The organism is Frankia sp. AiPa1 (assembly GCF_023243075.1).
Lineage (GTDB): Bacteria > Actinomycetota > Actinomycetes > Frankiales > Frankiaceae > Frankia.
Genome location: NZ_JALKFZ020000179.1, coordinates 24,025 through 43,323 on the forward strand (window position 1 = coordinate 24,025; position 19,299 = coordinate 43,323).

The window sequence follows — 19,299 nt, forward strand, 5'->3', positions numbered from 1 at the left end:
CAGACCCCAAATTCCGGGCGGCCGTACCGTTACGACCACATTGCGGTCCTGGAAATGTGCGCCAGGTCGCACCGGCGCTACAAGCCGTCGTTTCACAGCGCGAAATCGGGTCGACCACCCGTTTTACAGAGCGAAACTCGGCCTTACATCGGGAGACGGACGGTCATACGGCCGCCCACAGCTCCCCGCCCGCTCCTGAGGTGAGCCCGTTTCTCGGACACCTGCCCAGTACTCCAACCCGACTTTTGTGATCAACTGGGCCGCGGTGGGCTGGCGGTGGGTGGCCACGCTGGTGCGGTCGGACGCGGTGCGGGCATGAGAGAGCCACCGGGATCATCGGGAGTCTGTGCGGACAACCGAAGATCAGCCGGTGGCTCGGCGCCCCGCGCGTGGACCCCGCTGGATGGCGCCAGCGATTCGAGGCGTTACGACCCGGATCGGAGGTCACTTCGCGCGCGTGGAGTCCCGCGGGCGGGCCGGCAGGTTCCTGTGGGGCATGATGAGTCAGGGCAGCGAATGGTCAGGGACAGCGGGGATCTCGGCCAGGAGCCCTGCGTCACACCTGGGTCCTGGCGGTCTCGGCGGTGGCGACGAGGTCGAGAGCGACGTCGGTGATCATATCCTCCTGGCCGCCGACCATGCCGCGGCGGCCGACCTCGACGAGGATCGAGCGGGTATCGAGACCGTAGCGCCTCGCGGCCGTCTCGGCGTGCCGCAGGAACGACGAGTAGACACCTGCGTAGCCGAGGGTGAGTGTCTCCCGGTCGACGCGCACGACCCGGTCCTGCAACGGGCGCACGACGTCGTCCGCGCCGTCCATCAGGCCGAACAGCTCGCAGCCGTGCTTCCAGCCCATCACGTCCGCGACGGCGATGAACGCCTCCAGCGGGCAGTTGCCGGCGCCGGCGCCCTGGCCGGCGAGCGACGCGTCGATCCGGACCGCGCCGCACTCGGCGGCGACGACCGAGTTCGCCACACCCAGTCCGAGGTTGTGGTGGGCGTGGATGCCTGTCTCGGTCGCGGGGTCGAGCACGTCGCGGTAGGCCCGGAACCGGGCCCTGACATCGTCCATCGTCAGGCGGCCGCCGGAGTCGGTGACGTAGACGCAGTGCGCGCCATAGGACTCCATGAGCTTCGCCTGCCGGGCGAGCTCGGCCGGCGAGGCCAGGTGGGACATCATCAGGAAGCCGGCGACGTCCATGCCCAGCTCGCGGGCCGCCGCGATGTGCTGCGCGGAGATGTCGGCCTCGGTGCAATGGGTGGCGATCCGGACGGAGCGGACACCCAGCTCATAGGCGCGCCGCAGGTCGTGCAGCGTACCGATGCCGGGCAGCAGCAGGGTGGTCGGGACGGCCCGGGAGATCGAGGAGACGACAGCCTCGATCCACTCCCAGTCGGTGTGCGCGCCGACGCCGTAGTTCACCGACGAGCCGGCGAGGCCGTCGCCGTGGGCGACCTCGATGGCGGCCACGCCGGCCTCGTCGAGCAGCCGGGCGATCGTGGCGGCCTGCTCGATGGTGTAGCGGTGCCGGACGGCGTGCATGCCATCGCGAAGCGTCACGTCCTGGATGTAGAGCGGCGCCGTGACGGGGACGTCCGCGACGCTGGCGCCCGTCGCCGGCCCGCACGACGCCAGCGCGGCGGCTCCCGCCATGGCGCCCGCCGCGATGTCGGCGGTACCGACAGTCTCCGGGCCGCCCATCAGACGTTCACCCCCGTGCGAGTCAGCTCGGCGATCCGCTCGGCGGTGCGCAGCGCGGCCGAGGTCATGATGTCGAGGTTCCCGGCGTAGGCCGGCAGGTAGTGGGCGGCGCCCTCGACCTCAAGGAAGACCGAGACCTTGACGACGTCCTTCGAGCCGGCCGGCGCCAGGGTCCGTAGCGGGTCGCCGGCGGCGACTCGGTCGAACTGGACCTTCTGCTTGAGCCGGTAACCGGGGACGTAGGTCCGCACCCGGTCGACCATCTCCTCCACGGACGTGGTGACGGCGGCGTCGTCGCAGTCACCGACGACGCAGTAAACTGTGTCACGCATGATCAGTGGGGGCTCGGCCGGGTTCAGAATGATGATCGCCTTGCCGTGGGTAGCGCCGCCGACCTTCTCGATCGCCGCCGACGTCGTCTCGGTGAACTCGTCGATGTTGGCGCGGGTGCCCGGGCCGGCAGACCTCGACGCGATTGACGCGACGATCTCGCCGTAGTGCACCGGGGTGATGGCGTCCACGGCGGCCACGATCGGGATCGTCGCCTGGCCGCCGCAGGTCACCATGTTGACGTTGGGCGCGTCCAGGTGCGCGTCCAGGTTCACCGGTGGGACGACGTAGGGGCCGATCGCGGCCGGGGTGAGGTCGACGACCCGCTTGCCATGCGCCCGCAGCACCTCGTCATTGCTCCGGTGCGCGCCCGCCGAGGTCGCGTCGAAGACGATCTCGATGTCGGCGAACTCGTCCATCCGCACGAGCCCGTCGATGCCCTCGGCGGTGGTCGCGACCCTGAGCCGGCCCGCGCGCGCGAGCCCGTCCGAACCCGGGTCGATCCCGACCATCGCGCCCATTTCCAGGTGGTCCGACAGCCGCAGCACCTTGATCATCAAGTCGGTCCCGATGTTGCCCGACCCTATGACGCCAACCTTGGCCCTGCTCATCCTTGCGTCCCTTCCGCGGGTGCGGCGGCGAACCTCGTCCGCGCCGAGCCGAGCCCGCTGATCTCGGTCTCGAAGGCGTCCCCGGGCGCGGCCGCGACCATCGGGCCGAGCGCGCCGGTCAGCACCACGTCGCCTGCGCGCAGCGGGTCGCCGGCGGCGGCGAGCGTGGAAGCAAGCCACACCGCCGCGTTCAGCGGGCCGCCGAGGCAGTCGGCCCCGGTGCCGCGCGAGACGATGTCCGCGCCCTTCCACAGCCGCATCTCGACCGCCCGCAGGTCCACCCGGTCGAGCGGCACCGGGGTCGCGCCGAGGACGAACAGGCCGCAGGAGGCGTTGTCGGCGACCGTGTCGACGATGGTGATGTCCCAGCCGGCGACCCGGCTGTCGACGACCTCGAGGGCCGGCAGCGCGAACTCGGTGGCCCGCAGCACTTCGACGACCGTGGTACCTGGATCGGGCAGGTCGGCGCCGAGTACCAGCGCGACCTCGGCCTCGACCTTGGGTGCCAGAAGCCGGCCGGCGGGGATCTCATCGCCGTCGGCGACGCACATGTCGGCGAACAGCGCGCCGAAGTCTGGCTGGCCGACGCCGAGCTGCCGCTGCACCGCCGCCGACGTCAGACCGATCTTGCGCCCGACGATCCGGCGACCGGCGGCCAGACCGCGCTCGACGTTCACTCGCTGCGCCGCATAGGCGGCGGCGATGTCGTGCGGCGTGAGCACGTCCCGCACCGGAGGACAGGCGACGCCGGTGCGCTCGGCGGCGACGAGCCGGTCGGCGGCGGCGATCGTCGACGCGTCGACGGCGGGAGCGGTGGTCATCGCGCCTCCCTGCGGTGGTGCTGTGGGCACGGAACCTCCAGACCAGCGGGCCAGGTGTTGGAGTGAACAGCCTGACGTCACCGTTATAGGCGTGGCTTGGCCAGGGACCAAGATTTGTTCCACATGACGGAACGCAGGGGCGTCGCCGGCCCGGCGGGGTATCAGGTGCCTGGTACGCGTTCGCGGTCGACGTCGACCGACGTGACCCATTCCGGCTCGGCTACCAGCAGGCTCAGCTCGGCGCCGGGGATCTCGACGTCCACGGCGTGGCGGAAGCCCGCAGCCGCGGCCGCCGCCACGCCGGCGAGGTCATCCGCGGCGGGCGCGAAGACCACCCTGCCGCGTTGAGAGTCCTTCGAGGACCTCTCGCGCGGCCGCGGCGAGCACGGCGGTGCCATCGCCCGCGGGCAGACCGCAGGCGATTCGCACCTCGACGTCGTGATCTAAAGGTGCCCTGCCGGCGCGTAGGCTGGGCGGGCTCCGCCCGGCGGCTCGCCTCGGGGTCGCGATCGCGTCCGACGACCTCTGGTAAATGTACAAGTAGCCAGTGCCGACGGCGCGTGACGGACGAGTAGACGGGACAGCAGCGATGGATCTTTCCGGCATCGGCGTGTGGAGTTTCCACCTGCGGTGGGGGGATCCGGCGGAAGCGGCCGACGCCGCCGCGGAGCTGGACGAGCTGGGCTTCGAGGCGCTGTGGATTCCCGACGTCGGGGGCCCTGTCCTGGACGCGGTCGGCGCGCTGCTGGCCGCGACGAAGCGGACCACCGTCGCCACCGGCATCCTCAACCTGTGGATGCACGACCCCGCGGACATCGCCGCCGGCTACGCCGCCCTCACCGCCCAGCACGGTGAGCGCTTCCTGATGGGCATCGGGGTCAGCCACGCGGCCGCGATCGACGCGACCGAGGCCGGCCGCTACCGGCGGCCGTTGGCGGCGATGACCGCCTTCCTCGACGAGCTGGACAAGGCCGACACCCCCGTCCCGCGCGATGCCCGGGTACTGGCCGCGCTCGGGCCGAAGATGCTGGACCTGGCCGGCAGCCGGGCCCGCGGGGCGCACCCCTACCTCGTGACCCCCGAGCACACCGCGCTGGCCCGCGAGCGCCTGGGCCCCGGGCCGCTGGTGCTGCCCGAGCAGACAGTCATCCTGACCACCGACGCCGACGAGGCCCGTGGCATCGGCCGCGGCTGGCTGGCCGGCTACCTGAAGATGCCGAACTACGCGAACAACCTGCGCCGGCTCGGCTTCACCGACGAGGAGATGTCGGGCGTGATGAGTGACCGGCTGCTCGACGCGGTGATCGCCTGGGGCGATGAGGATGCGGTCCGGCGGCGCGTCGAGGAGCACCAGGCCGCCGGCGCCGACCACGTGTGCCTGCAGGTACTGCTCGCCGACCAGCAGGACGTCCCGCGTGAGCAGTGGCGCCGCCTCGCCGCCGCGCTCCTGTAGACGCGGGCCGGGGCTCAGTCGCCCACCTCGGGTCTGGTCGAACTCGACTGACTCCTTGGGGCGGGCGCACGGACAGGGTCGGCCGACGATCCGCGCTTGTCGCAGGTCGGTGGCGGCTGGCCTACCGCGTCACGTTTCACCGCCGCTACCTGCAAGACGGAGCCCGCATCCCAGCCGGCTCGCTCTCCTGCCGGCGTGCCTGTCAGGAGGTCTCAGCGGGTGGCGTCGGGCTGGTCGCTGGTTGGCGTGGTTGCTGGTTGAGCCGCTGGGCCTCGGCGAGTTGGTCCTCGAGGATGACGATGCGGCAGGCGGCGTCGATCGCGGTGCCCTGGTCGACGAGCTCGCGCACGCGTGAGGCGATCCGAAGCTGGTAGCGGGAGTAGCGGCGGTGGCCGCCCTCGGAGCGCAGCGGCGTGATCAGGCGGGCTTCGCCGAGAGTCCGCAGGAAGGCGGGTGTGGCGCCGAGCATCTCGGCCGCGCGGCCCATGGTGTACGCGGGGTAGTCATCATCGTCGAGACTGTCAGCCGGTTTGCGTGTGCTTTCAGGGGTCATCGCACCTCTCACGACACGTCGAGGGGCCCTGGTGCCATATGGCACCAGGGCCCCGAGGAATTCAACACCACCTACCGGCGGCCGATACACGCCGGATTCTGGAACCCGCGCGCCTGCCCGAGAGAGCGGGGGTGCGGGGATCGCGTATACGTGACCGGGGACCACCTTCCAATCCGGGGCCTGCGCGGTAACCGAGCGAGCTGGACCATCGCTCGGGCGATCCTGATGGCGTCTACTCCCCCTCTCCTCGTAGGTCAACTACCGGGTACCGCCTACCTTTTACCCTTCGCGGTGATGCCTGGCGGCCTGCTCTGGCCGCCTCCCTGCTCGCGCCAGTTCATGTCTGGCGCGACCCTGGACTCTCCTAGCTACAACAGAAACTCTACCCACCGCAGTAGCTAGTTGTCTACTCCTGTGAGGACAGATTTTTCGGCTCCCAGGAGACACCTGCCCTGCACGCCCGACGCGTCCCTCGGGGGCGCCGCCTCAGGACGACGGGGCGGGGCGTCAGCTCCGGTGGAGGAACGCCCTCGGCCTACCCGACCAGGAGGCAGCCCCGATCTGCCGCAGCCAGATCGCTGCCAGGTCGCGGGGTGGATGCGACTGCGACGGCGGGCACGCAGGGATGTCCGGCCGATCCAGCAGGCGGACGCGAGACCAATCCCGGGCGTAGAGCCCGGATAGCGCACAGGAACAGGCACCCTGGCCAGCGAACCCCAGGTAGCGACCCGTGGAACCGATCAAACGGCGATCTTGGGAGAAGTCAGGTCGGATGCCGCGACCCCGCTCACGGCGACACCGCACCTGCCGGGTGGGACCACTCCACCAGGCAGAGACAGCCGATCCATGGATAAATCCTCCTCTGCCGCCCCTGCGTGGGCGCCCCTACGGTCGAGGCTGTGGGCGCCAACCAGCCCGCCGCGACGAAGGAGCGGGACCCCTATGAAGATGACCGGCAACACGATCCTGATCACCGGCGGCACCTCGGGCATCGGGCTCGGCCTGGCCCTACGCCTTTTCGAGGCCGGCAACAAGGTGATCGTCGCCGGCCGGCGCAAGGATCTCCTCGACGAGATCATGGCCGAGCACCCGGGCATCGACGCGCTCAACCTCGATGTCGCGGACCCCGACTCGATTGCCCGGGCCCGTGAGACCGTGGCGGCGAGCCACCCGGGGCTCAACGTCCTGGTCAACAACGCCGGCATCATGCTGCGGGAAAACCTCCTCGACCCGGCCGGACTCCCGGTCGCCGAGGATCACGTCATGACCAACCTGCTCGGAACGATCAGGATGACGTACGCCTTCCTGCCGCTGCTGGTGGGCAAGGGCGACGCGGTCGTCATGAACGTCACCTCTTCGCTGGCGTTCGTACCGTTCCCGGTCACCCCGACCTACAACGCCACCAAGGCCGCGCTGCACTCCTTCTCCGAGAGCCTGCGCATCCAACTCGCCAGCGCTGAGGCCGGCGTCCAGGTGATCGAGGTAGTCCCGCCGGGCGTGCGCACGACCCTGCTGGGCCAGCAGGACGACGACCACGCCATGCCGCTGGACGACTTCCTCACCGAGACCCTCGACCTGCTGCGCGAGAAGCCTGACGCGAAGGAGCTTGTCGTCGAGCGCGCCAGGTTCATCCGCGACGCGGCGGCCAACGGCTCCTACGACGACGTCCTGGCCATGCTGAGCAGCATCTGACCGAACTGTCGTGCGTCGACGGGGCACCGTCGCCGCAGGCCGGCTTCCATGCCGACGGCCTGCGGCGCACCGCCGACGGTCGGCGAATTTCCCAGCGGGTCATGCAGGTCAGTGACCATCGGGTCGTCTCGCTGCGAGCGCCCTCGGCGTCGGTCGTTTGAGCGGCTTCGCGCGGGTGGGAGAGGACACATCCATGGATCGGCGGTCTCTGGATAGTAGGGCGCGACGCAGCGACGATGGGGGTATGGACAACAAGGAACTGGCGGAGTTCCTGCGCCACCGGCGTGAGATGCTGCACCCCCGCGACGTCGGGCTGGTTGAGGGGCCACGCAGGCGTACGCAGGGGCTACGCCGCGAGGAGGTGGCGCAGCTCGCCGGCATGTCCACCGACTACTACGCCCGGCTGGAACAGCAGCGTGCTCCGAAGCCCTCGGTGCAGATCACCACAGCTCTCGCCCGGGCACTGCGGCTGACCCTGGACGAACGCGACCATCTCTTCGTCCTCGTCGGCCACAACGCGCCGGCCCGCTTCCACCGCTCTGATCATGTCAGTCCGACGCTGATGCGGGTCCTGGACCGCCTGGACGACTCCCCGGCCCTGGTGCAGACCGACCTGGTCGACACCCTCGCGATGAACCCGTTGGCCGTCGCACTGCTCGGCGACCAGACCCGCCACACCGGTTTGGCCCGCAGCGGCTACTACCGCTGGTTCATGGACCCCGCCGAGCGCCTGATGTATCCCGAGGAGACCCACGAACGCCACGGCCGTGCCCAGGCAGCGCGCCTGCGGGCCGTGCTGAGAGCCGGCAGCGACACCCCCAGAGCCGCCTGGATCCTCGCCGAACTCCAGGAACACAGCCCCGAGTTCGTCCGCATGTGGGAACTACAGGAGGTCGCCCGACGCTACGACGACTGCAAGACCATCCTCCATCCCGAACTCGGCCGCATCGATGTCGACGGCCAGGTCCTGTTCACCGAGAACCACGCCCAGACTCTGGTGGTGCTGACCACTCGCCCCGGCACGGAGAGCCACAGCAAGCTCGAACTTCTCTCCGTCATTGGTCACCAGCAGCTCACCCCGGGGACTGTTCCGCACTGACAGAACGGACAGGACTCGGGTCCCGGCGCGGCCGGCCGGTTCCCGCCCTGGGCCGCAGGGGTACGAGCGCCGCTCAGTGCTGACCGGCGAAAGCGTCGAGGCCCGCGTCACGCGCGGAAGCCTCGTCGACGACCTCATCCCAGTGGCCGACTATTTCCTCCGCGGTCGCGAGGTCGATGCCGGCCGTCCAGCCGGCGTTGCGGGTGATGCCGAACCGGCCGTACATGCCACCCCACGAGTACAGGACCTCACCGGTGACCGGGCAGGTCGGGTGGGTGAGGACGGGGATGAGGGGGCTCACCCGTTCCGGCTTCAGGGCCGCGGCCGCCTGCTCGTTGCGCACGAGATCAGCGCTCGAGTTCGCATGGAAGGTGGCCGCCTCCACCATGGCGAGGTGCATCCGCGTGCCGAGCGCACCGGGCGCGACAATGTTCGCCTTGATGTTGTGGGCCGCGCCTTCAAGGGCGATCGTGCGGGTTAATCCGAGGAGTCCGGACTTCGCGGCCGCATAGTTGGCCTGGGCATGCGACCCCAGCAGACCCGCACTCGAGGTGATCGCGACGATCCGGCCGCCGCCGCCTGCCTTCATCACCTTGTATGCCGGGTGAACGACCCGCATGACGCCACGCAGGTTCACATCGATCACATCGTCGAAGTCCGCAAGCGTCATCTCGTCAAACGGCTTGTCGCGCAGAATCGCGTGGTTGGCCACCACCCCGTCCAGTCGACCCCATTCGTCCAGGGCCTGCTCGGTGAGGCTGGCAGCGCCGTCAACTGTCGCGACCGACGCGGTGTTCGCGACTGCCTCGCCGCCCGCCGCCTGGATCTCGGCGACAACGGCCTGCGCGAGACCGGGGTCGCTGCCGCCGCCGAACGGGTGACCACCGAGGTCGTTGACCACCACTCTGGCCCCTCGTCGGGCGAGTTCCAGCGCATGGCAACGTCCCATACCGCCACCGGCCCCTGTCACCACGATGACGTCGCCGTCGAAGCTCAGCGTGCTCATTCGTTCCCCTCCTCGCGTCCCACGGTGCCCGAGCTCCGTCAGGGCCGGGCTGCCGCATTTTCGGTACGCCGCGGAGACTAGACGCATCCTGGCACCGGGTGCCAGGGAACTGGCCACTGAAGACTGGTTCCGCTGCCGGGACTATGGCACCAGGTGCCATCCCTGGCTAGAGTGGCTGACGTGTCAGAGTCCGGAACGCTCAGCGGCCCGCCGTTACTGGAGGCGGCCGACGTCGGTGCGCTCACTCTTGGCCAAGTGCTCACCGATCGGGCCGCGGCATTTCCCGATCATGAGGCGCTGGTCTTCGACGACCCGTTGTTCGGTGGCACGGTGCGCTGGACCTATCGCGATCTCACCGATCAGGCTCGGCGGGTCGCGAAGGCGCTTATCGTGTCCGGAACCAGCAAGGGCACGCACGTCGGGATCCTGATGGGAAACCGCCCTGAAGCCGTGGCCTCGCTGTTCGGGGTGGCGCTCGCCGGGGCGGTCGCTGTGCCCCTCTCGACCTTCTCGCCTGGGCCCGAGCTGTCCTACCTGATGGCTCACTCCGATGTGGCTGTGCTGCTCGTGCAGACATCGATGGGGCGCCGCCGGTTCGCCGCTGACCTCGTCGAACTCTGCCCGGCCGCGTCCGGCACGGAGCCGATCCGGGATCCCTCCTACCCGTTCCTCCGCCACGCCGCGGTATTCGGGCCCCCGGCGGATTCCGCGGGCCTCCAGAGCTGGGACGCCTTCCTCGACCGCGGTGGCGCGGTGAGCGACGCGTTACTCAAGGCGGTCGAGGACCAGGTCGACCCGTCCGACCCTGCGACCATCATCTACAGCTCGGGGACGACCGACCGTCCCAAAGGGGTTCTCCATTCACATCAGGCGGTCGCACTGCAGTGGTGGATGCAGGCCAGGCTCTTTGGGCGAAACTCGGCCACACGGGTCTGGAGCCCGCTCCCGCTGTTCTGGACGGCGGGTCTCAACGCCGCGATGGGAGCGACGATAGCGGCGGGCGGAACGTGGGTCATGCAGGAGCGGTTCGAACCGGGACAGGCATTGCGGCTCCTGGAACGAGAACGGGTGACCGAGCCGCACGCCTTCGCCCACCAGGCGCGGGCACTCGAGGAGGACCCCCGCTGGCCGGACACGGATCTGTCGTCCTGTACCAAGGTCTTCGGAAAGTCGGTGTTCACCCGCCATCCCACGGTCAGTGGTGACGTGACCTGGAACATGCCTGTCGGCTACGGAATGTCGGAGACCTCGTCGTTCTTCACCGGATTCTCGAGCGACACACCGCGGGAAGTGCTGCGGGGCGGTTCCTACGGGCGCGTGCTTCCGGGAAGCCAGCTGCGGGTGATCGACCCCGAGACAGGCGAGGTTCTCGGGGTCAGGGAACAGGGCGAGCTCATCGTGCGTGGGCCGACTCTCATGGAACGGTATGTGAAGCGAACCCGCTCGCAGTGCTTCGATCTCGAAGGCTTCTTCCATACCGGAGATCTGGGCTTCTATGATGAGGACGGCAACGTTTATTTCTCTGGTCGCCGCACGGAGATGATCAAAACGGGCGGCGCGAACGTGTCCCCGGCGGAAATAGAGCTCCAACTCCACGCCTTCGAACCCGTCAAACTCGCCCGAGTTATCGGCGTCCAGGACGATCGCCTAGATCAGATCGTGGTTCTCTGTATCGAGTTGAAAGACGGATCGGAGACCACCGAGCTGGAGATCACTTCGTTCCTGCGGGAGCGGCTGGCAAGCTACAAGGTGCCCAAGAAGGTGATTTTTTTCGCCGCCGGCGAGATTCCCCTCAACCATAGCGGTACCAAGGTGCAGGATGCTCGACTCTCCTTGATGGCAAAGGATCGGCTGAACCTGTGAGAACTACCGTGCCCGGCATTTTGCGGTCCGAGGATCTTTTTCACACCGGCATCGTCGTCGATGATCTTGAAGCCGCCCGCGAAGAACTCGGCTCTGTGCTCGGCGTGACCTGGTATGAGGGCGGTGCCACTGTTCGGCTGCGCACCCGCGACGGGACGCGCGCAGTCTCGACCGCCTATGTCCTGTCTCGAGAAGGCACTCACCACGTCGAACTTGTCCAGTCCATCGAGGGAACGCTGTGGACGGCCGTGACTCCGGGCCACGCTCATCACCTTGGCTACTGGGTCGACGATCTGGCCGGCGCGACCGAGGCCCTGGAGGCGCTCGGGTGGAGCTTCACGGCGTCGATCGCACTCAGAGACGACCGGCCGCCGATGTGCACGTATCTGCGTGCACGCGGCGGGCTGCATGTGGAGATCGTCGACCGAAACCTGCTGCCGATGCTGCTTCCGGCGGACTGACGACCCGGTTTCCTGAACGGGTGAAGGAGGAGCGAACGTGACCACATCAGATGCCCCATCCCAGGAGCGCGTGCCCGACGGGATCGCCCGAGGCCAGCACTTCTACCAGCGATTGCTGGACGACGAGACGCGTCCGGTGCCTGAGAGCCTGCGCGCGGTCTCGGCTGGCTACACGGAGCCGGGCGGCATCGCGCCGACGCGCTACTTCGACCCGGAGTTCCATCGGCGCGAGGTCGAGAAGGTCTGGGGGCACACCTGGCAGATGGCCTGCCGGGAAGAGCAGATTCCCGAGGTCGGGGACTCGATCGTCTACGACATCGCCGACTGGTCGCTCATCGTCCTGCGCACCGCACCGGATGACATCAGGGCGTATCACAACTCCTGCCTGCACCGGGGTACTCAGCTGCGCACGAAGGGCGGGCCGCTGAGCAACATCCGATGCCCCTTCCACGGGTTCACCTGGAACCTCGACGGGACGCTCAACGAGATTCCCTCGGCGTGGGACTTCCCCCATATCGACCGAGCCGGCTTCTGTCTTCCCCAGGCCCAGGTCGCGACGTGGGGTGGGTTCGTGTTCGTGAACATCGACCGCGACGCTGCCCCTCTCGATGAATATCTCGAGACCCTTCCATGGCACTTCGCGCAGTGGCCGCTGGAGGACCGCTTCCTCAAAGCTCACATCGTGCGTGTCATGCCCTGTAACTGGAAGGTGGCGCTGGAGGCGTTCATCGAGGCCTACCACACCATGGCGACGCACCCACAGTTGCTGCCGACCGCGGCTGACTCGCTGAGCGAGTATGACGTCTACGGGCACCACGTGAGCCGAATGATTACTGCTGTCGGTGTGAGCAGCGACCATCTCGAGGATCCGCCAGACGACCTCGCCATCGTGCGCAGGATGCTGGGATCGCGCGACGCCGAGGTCACCATCGAGCCGGGAGAGAATGCGAGGAGCTCCCTCGCCGCGCGGGTGCGAAAGTCGCTGTCCGCACGCACCGGGCGCGACTATTCCAGCGTAAGTGACGCGGAGCTGCTCGATGGGATCGAATACCTTCTCTTTCCGAACTTCATGCCCTGGGCGGGTCTTCTGACCTCGTTTGCCTACCGGTTCCGGCCCAATGGCAACGACCCCGAGTCCTGCGTGATCGACATCATGGTGCTGGAGCCACTTCCCGAGGACGGCGTCCGACCACCTGCCGCGCCGACGCGCGTTCTGCGCGACGACGAGAGCTGGACCAGTGTGCCCGAGCTCGGAGTGTTCGGTCGCGTCTTCAACCAGGATGGCGCGGCGTTCGGGCGCATTCAGCGTGGGCTGCGGGCCTCGATCGCGAAGAGTACGACGCTGGCGCTCTACCAGGAAAGCCGGATCCGGCACTTCCATGCCGCCCTCGAAACGTATATGGCCTGAGCGTGCAGGGTGACCTCGGTGGGCCCTGTGGTTCCATCCTTGGAGAGTACTGATGGACGTTCGGTTCACTCCTGAACAGCGGATTCTTCGCCAGTCCGTCAAACAGGTGATCAATCGGCTCGGCCTGAGCGCGGTCGCCGATCTCGCTGACGAGCAGCGGGCGGCCCGGCTCGACGAGGCCGTCGAGGAGTCGGACTGGCGGCGCCTTCGGGCACCGGACGAGGCCGGGAACCCCTGGGCCTCGGGCGTCGAGGCCGCGATCGTCGCCGAGGCGCTGGGGCACGGGCTCGCGGACGTGCCGTTCCTCGGGCCGACGCTCGCCATGGAACTGCGCCGTCTCGCGAAAGCGTCAGCGGCAACTGGCAGGGAGACGGTCGGGCTTCGCCGGAACCTGTCGGCTCTGGCGTCGCCTGGTGAGCCGGCTGTCGCGATCGATGCGGCTTGCGCCGAGTCGGTCCTGCTGCTCGCGGCAGACGGCACCCTCGCCTCCGTCAAGCTGCGCGGACAACCCGCCGCGACCGATCTCACCCGGCCCAGCGTGCCGATCCCGACCGCCGAGGCGGTCACAGTTGGCTCACTGACTGAAGCTGATCGGCAGCGCTGGATCGCTCTCGCCTTGACGCTCACCACGGCCGATCTCGTCGGCTCGATGCAGGGTGCGCTCGATCTCGCTGTGACCTACGCCGGGCAACGCGCGCAGTACGGGAAGCGGATCGGTTCGTTCCAGGCGGTGGCCCACCTGCTCGCCGACGCCGTCGTCCACATCGAGGGGGCCCGCGCCGCCCTGCTGTACGCGGCGTGGGGCGTCGACGCGCTCGATCCGTGGGACGCCGTCGCGGCGGCGGCCTCGGCCAAGGCCTACGCCGCGCGGGCGGCCCGGTCGGTCTGCGAGACGTGCATTCAGGTGCACGGCGGCATCGGGAACAGCTGGGAATGCCTCGCGCACGTGTACCTCCGACGCACCCTGCTCGCGACCGACGTGCTCGGAGGCGTCGGTCCCAACCTGGCACGCGTGCTCGAACACGTCGGCCTGAAAGGTCGTCTCTGATGGACTTCAACGATTCCGCCGAGGAGGCCGACTTCCGCGGGCAGCTGCGAGCCTGGCTCGTTGAGAACAACCCGCACCTGCCAGCGTCGTCCACCTCGGACACGTACTGGGCGAGGCAGCCCGACTGGCACCGATCCCTGTACCGAGCCGGATTCTTCGGTCTTTCGTGGCCGGTGCGTTACGGCGGTCACGAAAGACCCACGGTCTACGAGGTGATCGTCGACGAGGAACTCGCGGCCGCTGGCGCGCCGCCGCGACCCAACCTGGGCTACCTCGTGCATGCCCTGCTCGAACATGCGAATGACGACATCAGGGACAGGTTCCTGCCGGATCTCATCAGCGGAGACGCGCGCTGGTGTCAGGGGTTCAGCGAGCCTGACGCCGGCTCCGACCTCGCCGCGCTGCGCACCCGCGCCACGCGCGCGGGCGACGACTATGTCGTGACGGGCCACAAGGTCTGGACGAGCTACTCGGACGTGGCCGACTGGTGCCTGCTACTCGCCCGCACCGATCCGCAGGCGCGCAACCACAAGGGCCTGTCGGCCTTCGCGATACCCATGGACCAGCCGGCCATCACCCAGCGACCCCTGAAGATGATCAACGGTGTGGCCCGCGAGTTCGGGGAGGTCACGTTCGACGCCGCGGTCGTCCCGTCGAGCAACATGATTGGCTCACCCGGCGATGGATGGGCCGTCGCGATGACCGTTCTCGCCCACGAACGCGAACCCCAGGAGCTGGGCAACGCCAGCCGCTACCGCAAGACCGTCAAGCAGTTGCAGAAACTCGTGCGCGACGATCCCGAGGGCTACGACGCGGAGCAGTTCCGGCAGCTCGCCTGGGCGACCGTCGAGTCCGACATGCTTGCGCACCTCGTCAGCCGGCGGCTGTCCGAGCGCCTCGACGGCGTGGCGCATGGCGTGGAGGGCTCCGTCGACAAGCTTCTCATGACCTGGGTCGAGCAGGCCGTGGGCCATGCGGCCGTCGACCTCGCCGGGGCCGCCCAGGACGAGATCGACGCCAGCATGCTTGCCACCTATCTGTACAGCAGGGCTCAGAGCGTCATGGGCGGCACGGCCCAGATTCAGAGGAACCTCATCGCCCACCGCGTTCTGGGCCTGCCGAGATCCTGATCGACCGTCGAGCCCGCTCGCGGGCGGGCTCGACGGCGACGACGATCAAGCCAGACTGGCCTCATCCGGGACGGATGTTCCCTTGCCCGTGGGTGCCGGCCGGGTCGGGTCGTGGGGCATGCCCGAGTCCGCCCCGCCGTGACGACGGAGGAATGTCATCTTCCGGGTCACGAGGCGCCAGCCGGCCTCAGTTCGACGGTAGGTATCGCTGTACCAACCCATGCGCATCCGGTGGTTGGTCTGGTCGATGAAGAGAAGGGGAACCTCGCCCGTTCCGGAGTCACCGTCGAGATCGAGCACAGGTGCTCCGGTGAGGAACAGGCCCTTCGGTGCGGCCTCGACCAGCCGTGGCCAGTCCGCGAGGCTGTACGTGTCACCGAACGCGGAGTAGCTGCCGTCCGGAGTGACGAGATGCTCGATGATGTGGTGCACATCGCCCTGGGACATTTTGAGCGCGTACACGGCACACAGGTGGATGATCTCCGCGGCGTCGTCCATCGGCGGTATCACCAGATCAACCAACGACCTTGGCGCGGCGTTCGAATGCGTCGCGGTCGGCCTGCGGCCGCAGCTTGTTCAGCGCGAACACCACACAGAACTCCATGCCGGCCGGGTCCCGCATGATCACCCAGCGCCCGGGATGGTCCGCCCACGACGCGTCGACGACGGTGGCGCCGCAGTCGACGAGGCGCCTGACCTCGCCCTCGAGATCGTCCGTGTGAATGTCGAAATGGACGCCGGCCGAGCCAGGGCCGACATCCTGAACAACAATGCGGTTGGGATTATCCGCATCCTCGAGAATATGGTAGGCCGGGAGTTTGGTGGCATGTGCCTTCGCGCCCAACGCCGCCGACCAGAATGCCACCGTCTGGTCACGGAACTCAGCCGGGGCGTCAATGACGAAGGTACTCAACAGAATACGATGCATCGCAGTCCTTTCAAGCTCACTCGCGGGCGTCGGCCCTCCGGTGGCGACGCCCATGCATAATCCAGCTCACCTGGTGGTGCTTGGCCCCGCTGATCGTGCCCTCTGGCTACCCGACGGTGGTCAGGCACCGGCTCCTCCGTCAACAGCGATGGCCTGACCAGTGAGGTATGCCGGCGCGTCGGTGCACAGCCAGACCGCCGTTTCGGCGATCTCGCCCGCTTCGGCGACGCGACCGGACGGATTGGCGCGAACGAGAGACTCGACTGTCTCCTCCGACATGGCTGCCCGGAACATCGGCGTATCGACGGTCCCCGGACACAGGGCATTCACTCGCACTCCGCGGGAGGCGTACTCGCGAGCCGCCACCCGCGTGAGCCCGACAACTCCATGTTTCGCGGCGGTGTAGGCGGAGACCGTCGCAGCCGCCCGGATTCCCGCGACCGAGGCGCAGTTCACGATCGCGCCGCCTCCCGATACCAACAGCGCAGGCAGTTCGTAACGCATGCAGGACCAGGTTCCCGTGAGATCGATTGCGATGACGCGGTTCCAGTTCTCCAGACTCGACTCGGCAATGAGCTTGCCCTGCTCGCCGTCGATGCCCGCGGCGTTGAAGGCCGCGTCCAACCGTCCGTAGGCGGCCACGGTGGCGTCAACGGCGGCCCGCACTGTGTCGTCGTCCGCCACATCGCAGCGCACATAGATGCATTCTCCCAGCGCGCCGAGTTCGCCCTGGGCCTCCTGCCCTGCCTGCTCGTTCACGTCGGCGAGCACAGTGGCATACCCGCGGCGCACAAACGCCTCCGCCGCCGCCCGACCGATACCCGAACCGGCACCAGTGACAAAAGCGACTCTCCTCGACGCGGCCTCGCCCGTCACCGTCGGACCTCCGGTCCCAGCACTGTCGAGCGCTCCGTCGGAGCCTTCGACGTCGGCAGATAGTCGATGACCAGGACTCCGTCCCGGAACACAGCCTTCAGGGCCTCGTCGGGCCGCGAGAGCACGGTCGGATCAGCGAGTGGATCACCGTCGACGACGATCAGGTCCGCGAGCGCACCAGGCGCGATCACACCGACCGTCGCCGGGGCGTCGACGAGAAGCTGCCCGGCGTTACTCGTCCCCCAGGTGAGCACCTCCGCCGATGACAGGCCGTCAATCTCGGAGTAGAACGCGAACTCCCGGCCGTAGTTGCCGACCTGGTGGTCAAGTGGATCATCCTTGATCATCGTGCGGAACACGCCGCTGTAGTCGTCCCCTATCAGGATCCGCACACCCGCCTGCTGGGCTATCGGAAGCATCTCGCGCACGTGATCGTAGAGCGCAGGATTAACACCGAACCTCGTCGCATAACCAATCTCGAGCAGGCTCCACAGGTAGACAAGACTGGGCACCCAGAAGGTGCCGGCCGCGACCATCAGATCGAGGCACTCCTGATCGATCTCGTCACCGTGGTCGATGATGTCGACGCCGAGATCGAGGCATTCGAGGATCATTTCCTTGTCGGCCACGTGGGCACGGACCCTGGCTCCGCGTTCATGGGCTGTGCGCACCAGAGAGGAAAGCTCATCTCGCGCGATGTTCCGCGAGGTCGCACTGGGAATTCCGTGCCCGGCGCCAGCGAAAACCTTGATGATCTCCACGCCGCGGCTGATCTCCCGCCGGACCATCGTGCGGATTGCGTCGGGACCGTCGCCGCACAGGTCGATGCCGGGCGTCTCGTAGCCTTTCCACCACCGGCTGCGGTTGTTCATGTCTCCGGTGGTACCGATATGGTGCCCGCAGGCTCGGATGCGGGGTCCCGGGATGATGTCCTGGGCGATGGCCATCTTCAGCTGCGCGTCGATGTCATGGGCGCACCCGGCACCCGCGTAACCTGTGAAGCCGCTTTCCAGCAGCACTCGGCAGGTGCGGACGCCGATCGCCATCATGACCCCGGGCGGCAGCTCCTTGCCGGGCTTCTCACCGGAGAAGATGTCGAACTTGTAGAAGTCCGGGTGCAGGTGAGAGGTGATCAGACCGGGCATGACAGTCATGCCACCCACGTCGATGACATCGTTGCCATCGTGGCCAGCGGTCTCACCGACAGCAGTGATGATGTTTCCATCCACCACGACCGAGCCTGTGCCCGGGCGCATCGCGTGACCGTCGAAGATACGAGCGTTCGCGAGGACGACCATCTCACACCTGCGGGGCGTCGTCGCCGCGGCCGCGCCGGCTGAGGCGCCACTCGGGCGGGAAGCGCTCGTCATTGTCACGGACCGCGCCCGTCAGCCCGCGGTCGAGCGTCTCCCGGTTGATCTCAAGCCCTTCACCGTCGGGTCGCAGCAGGCGTCCGGTCGACTCCAGAAGCCCGGAAAGGATGCTGCCCATGTACTCACCCTGGTGCTGTTTGAAGATCTCGAAGAACGTCTTCTGCACGAACACCGTGTCGGTCGGCCGTGAGCGGGCGCACGCGAGCGCGTACTTCGCCGTCATCGCCTCGAGCTCATCGAACGGCACGACGGCGTTGACGAAGTCGCAGTCGTACATCTCCCTGGCCGTGAACGGCCGGCCGGTGAATACCATCTCCATGAACTTGCGAATACCCATCATCGAGCACCACTGCCACTGCCGGGCCGCGAATCCGGCGTAGCGGAACGCGGCATGGCCGAACAGGGCGTCCTCGGCGGAGATGACGATATCGGCATCGGCCGCCTGGTAGAAATGCCAGCCGTAACAGTAGCCTCGAACCTCGAGAATGCTGATCTTCTTGAAGTCCTGAAGACTTCGCATCCCGGCACTCGGATCCGTGTAGAACTGCACGTTCGACGCCCCGTAGCGATACGTGCCCGTCCGCGGATACTCGACATCGGCGTCCTCGGGGATCCGAACAATGTGCTTCATCGTGACGTCGCCGCGGCGAGCCATGATCTCCATCAGCTCCGGCAGGTCAGCGCCACTGCCCAGGTTGGGTCCATTCGCCCGGATCACGAGAACCTTGACCTCGTCGTCGATGCCGGCCTGCCGGATCAGGTCCGCATAGCGGTGCTGGGCGTCGACCGTCATGGCATTGAGCTCGTCGGCGCGGTCCAGGGTGATCGTGGCGATACGTGTGTTCGGGTCTTTCTCGTACAGCACGATCTCCTCGGCGGAAGGGCGCCCCGTTGCCTCAGCCATGTTGCTGCTCCTGTGGCTCGTGAAACTCAGGTAGGTGACGA

At 67.8% G+C, this 19,299-nt stretch carries 19 protein-coding genes; 8 read left to right on the forward strand and 11 right to left on the reverse strand.

Going from position 1 to position 19,299, the window contains the following annotated elements; translation table 11 throughout:
- Positions 1 to 556: 556 nt before the first annotated feature.
- The 4 genes from dmpG to MXD95_RS23275 all read right to left on the reverse strand — a co-directional run bounded on the left by dmpG (position 557) and on the right by MXD95_RS23275 (position 3,799).
- Positions 557 to 1,702, reverse strand: a complete 1,146-nt coding sequence (gene dmpG / locus MXD95_RS23260) for a 4-hydroxy-2-oxovalerate aldolase (RefSeq protein WP_285223740.1) — start codon at positions 1,700 to 1,702, stop codon at positions 557 to 559.
- Entirely contained in the window at positions 1,702 to 2,643 is a 942-nt protein-coding gene (locus MXD95_RS23265; RefSeq protein ID WP_250642832.1) for an acetaldehyde dehydrogenase (acetylating), read from the reverse strand. Before MXD95_RS23265 ends, dmpG begins: the two co-directional genes overlap by 1 nt.
- Entirely contained in the window at positions 2,640 to 3,464 is an 825-nt protein-coding gene (locus tag MXD95_RS23270; protein ID WP_250642833.1) for a 2-keto-4-pentenoate hydratase, read from the reverse strand. Before MXD95_RS23270 ends, MXD95_RS23265 begins: the two co-directional genes overlap by 4 nt.
- Before the next feature lie 161 nt (positions 3,465 to 3,625).
- The gene (locus MXD95_RS23275) at positions 3,626 to 3,799 is read right to left on the reverse strand and encodes a hypothetical protein (RefSeq protein ID WP_250642834.1); all 174 of its coding nucleotides are present in this window, start codon (positions 3,797 to 3,799) and stop codon (positions 3,626 to 3,628) included.
- Positions 3,800 to 4,053: 254 nt separating this feature from the next.
- Here MXD95_RS23275 and MXD95_RS23280 point away from each other — a divergent pair, with 254 nt between their 5' ends.
- A complete protein-coding gene (locus MXD95_RS23280) occupies positions 4,054 to 4,917 on the forward strand; it encodes an LLM class F420-dependent oxidoreductase (protein ID WP_250642835.1) in 864 nt (287 codons plus the stop codon).
- Between the two features lie 202 nt (positions 4,918 to 5,119).
- Here MXD95_RS23280 and MXD95_RS23285 read toward each other — a convergent pair whose 3' ends face one another.
- Positions 5,120 to 5,470: a MerR family transcriptional regulator gene (locus tag MXD95_RS23285; protein ID WP_250642836.1), complete on the reverse strand. Its 351-nt coding sequence runs from the start codon at positions 5,468 to 5,470 to the stop codon at positions 5,120 to 5,122.
- A gap of 942 nt (positions 5,471 to 6,412) precedes the next feature.
- Between MXD95_RS23285 and MXD95_RS23290 the strand changes: the two genes are divergently transcribed.
- Positions 6,413 to 7,162, forward strand: coding sequence for an SDR family oxidoreductase (locus MXD95_RS23290; protein ID WP_250642837.1), 750 nt, complete (start codon positions 6,413 to 6,415; stop codon positions 7,160 to 7,162).
- A gap of 244 nt (positions 7,163 to 7,406) precedes the next feature.
- Entirely contained in the window at positions 7,407 to 8,261 is an 855-nt protein-coding gene (locus tag MXD95_RS23295; RefSeq protein ID WP_250642838.1) for a helix-turn-helix transcriptional regulator, read from the forward strand.
- Between the two features lie 73 nt (positions 8,262 to 8,334).
- On the opposite strand, the gene MXD95_RS23300 is transcribed toward MXD95_RS23295, so the two are convergent.
- Positions 8,335 to 9,267, reverse strand: a complete 933-nt coding sequence (locus MXD95_RS23300) for an SDR family NAD(P)-dependent oxidoreductase (RefSeq protein WP_250642839.1) — start codon at positions 9,265 to 9,267, stop codon at positions 8,335 to 8,337.
- Between the two features lie 180 nt (positions 9,268 to 9,447).
- Between MXD95_RS23300 and MXD95_RS23305 the strand changes: the two genes are divergently transcribed.
- Genes MXD95_RS23305 through MXD95_RS23325 form a run of 5 tightly spaced genes read left to right on the forward strand, consistent with a single transcriptional unit; the run spans position 9,448 to position 15,177 of the window.
- Positions 9,448 to 11,130, forward strand: coding sequence for a class I adenylate-forming enzyme family protein (locus tag MXD95_RS23305; protein ID WP_250642840.1), 1,683 nt, complete (start codon positions 9,448 to 9,450; stop codon positions 11,128 to 11,130).
- Positions 11,127 to 11,591 carry a VOC family protein gene (locus MXD95_RS23310; RefSeq protein ID WP_250642841.1) on the forward strand — a complete coding sequence of 155 codons (465 nt, stop codon included), beginning with the start codon at positions 11,127 to 11,129 and terminating at the stop codon, positions 11,589 to 11,591. The genes MXD95_RS23305 and MXD95_RS23310 overlap by 4 nt, the downstream gene beginning before the upstream one ends.
- Before the next feature lie 37 nt (positions 11,592 to 11,628).
- On the forward strand, positions 11,629 to 12,999 hold the full coding sequence (locus MXD95_RS23315) for an aromatic ring-hydroxylating oxygenase subunit alpha (protein ID WP_250642842.1): 1,371 nt from the start codon (positions 11,629 to 11,631) through the stop codon (positions 12,997 to 12,999).
- Between the two features lie 52 nt (positions 13,000 to 13,051).
- Entirely contained in the window at positions 13,052 to 14,047 is a 996-nt protein-coding gene (locus MXD95_RS23320; RefSeq protein WP_250642843.1) for an acyl-CoA dehydrogenase family protein, read from the forward strand.
- Positions 14,047 to 15,177 carry an acyl-CoA dehydrogenase family protein gene (locus tag MXD95_RS23325; RefSeq protein WP_250642844.1) on the forward strand — a complete coding sequence of 377 codons (1,131 nt, stop codon included), beginning with the start codon at positions 14,047 to 14,049 and terminating at the stop codon, positions 15,175 to 15,177. Before MXD95_RS23320 ends, MXD95_RS23325 begins: the two co-directional genes overlap by 1 nt.
- 45 nt (positions 15,178 to 15,222) lie before the next feature.
- Here the strand turns inward: MXD95_RS23325 and MXD95_RS23330 are convergent, their stop codons facing one another.
- From MXD95_RS23330 to MXD95_RS23350, 5 genes are all read right to left on the reverse strand, one after another.
- On the reverse strand, positions 15,223 to 15,675 hold the full coding sequence (locus MXD95_RS23330; protein ID WP_250642845.1) for a nuclear transport factor 2 family protein: 453 nt from the start codon (positions 15,673 to 15,675) through the stop codon (positions 15,223 to 15,225).
- Between the two features lie 16 nt (positions 15,676 to 15,691).
- The gene (locus MXD95_RS23335) at positions 15,692 to 16,105 is read right to left on the reverse strand and encodes a VOC family protein (RefSeq protein WP_250642846.1); all 414 of its coding nucleotides are present in this window, start codon (positions 16,103 to 16,105) and stop codon (positions 15,692 to 15,694) included.
- Between the two features lie 120 nt (positions 16,106 to 16,225).
- On the reverse strand, positions 16,226 to 16,981 hold the full coding sequence (locus MXD95_RS23340; protein ID WP_250642847.1) for an SDR family oxidoreductase: 756 nt from the start codon (positions 16,979 to 16,981) through the stop codon (positions 16,226 to 16,228).
- Positions 16,978 to 18,237, reverse strand: a complete 1,260-nt coding sequence (locus MXD95_RS23345) for an amidohydrolase family protein (RefSeq protein ID WP_250642848.1) — start codon at positions 18,235 to 18,237, stop codon at positions 16,978 to 16,980. The genes MXD95_RS23340 and MXD95_RS23345 overlap by 4 nt, the downstream gene beginning before the upstream one ends.
- 43 nt (positions 18,238 to 18,280) lie before the next feature.
- Positions 18,281 to 19,258, reverse strand: a complete 978-nt coding sequence (locus MXD95_RS23350) for an enoyl-CoA hydratase/isomerase family protein (protein WP_250642849.1) — start codon at positions 19,256 to 19,258, stop codon at positions 18,281 to 18,283.
- Positions 19,259 to 19,299 lie beyond the last annotated feature (41 nt).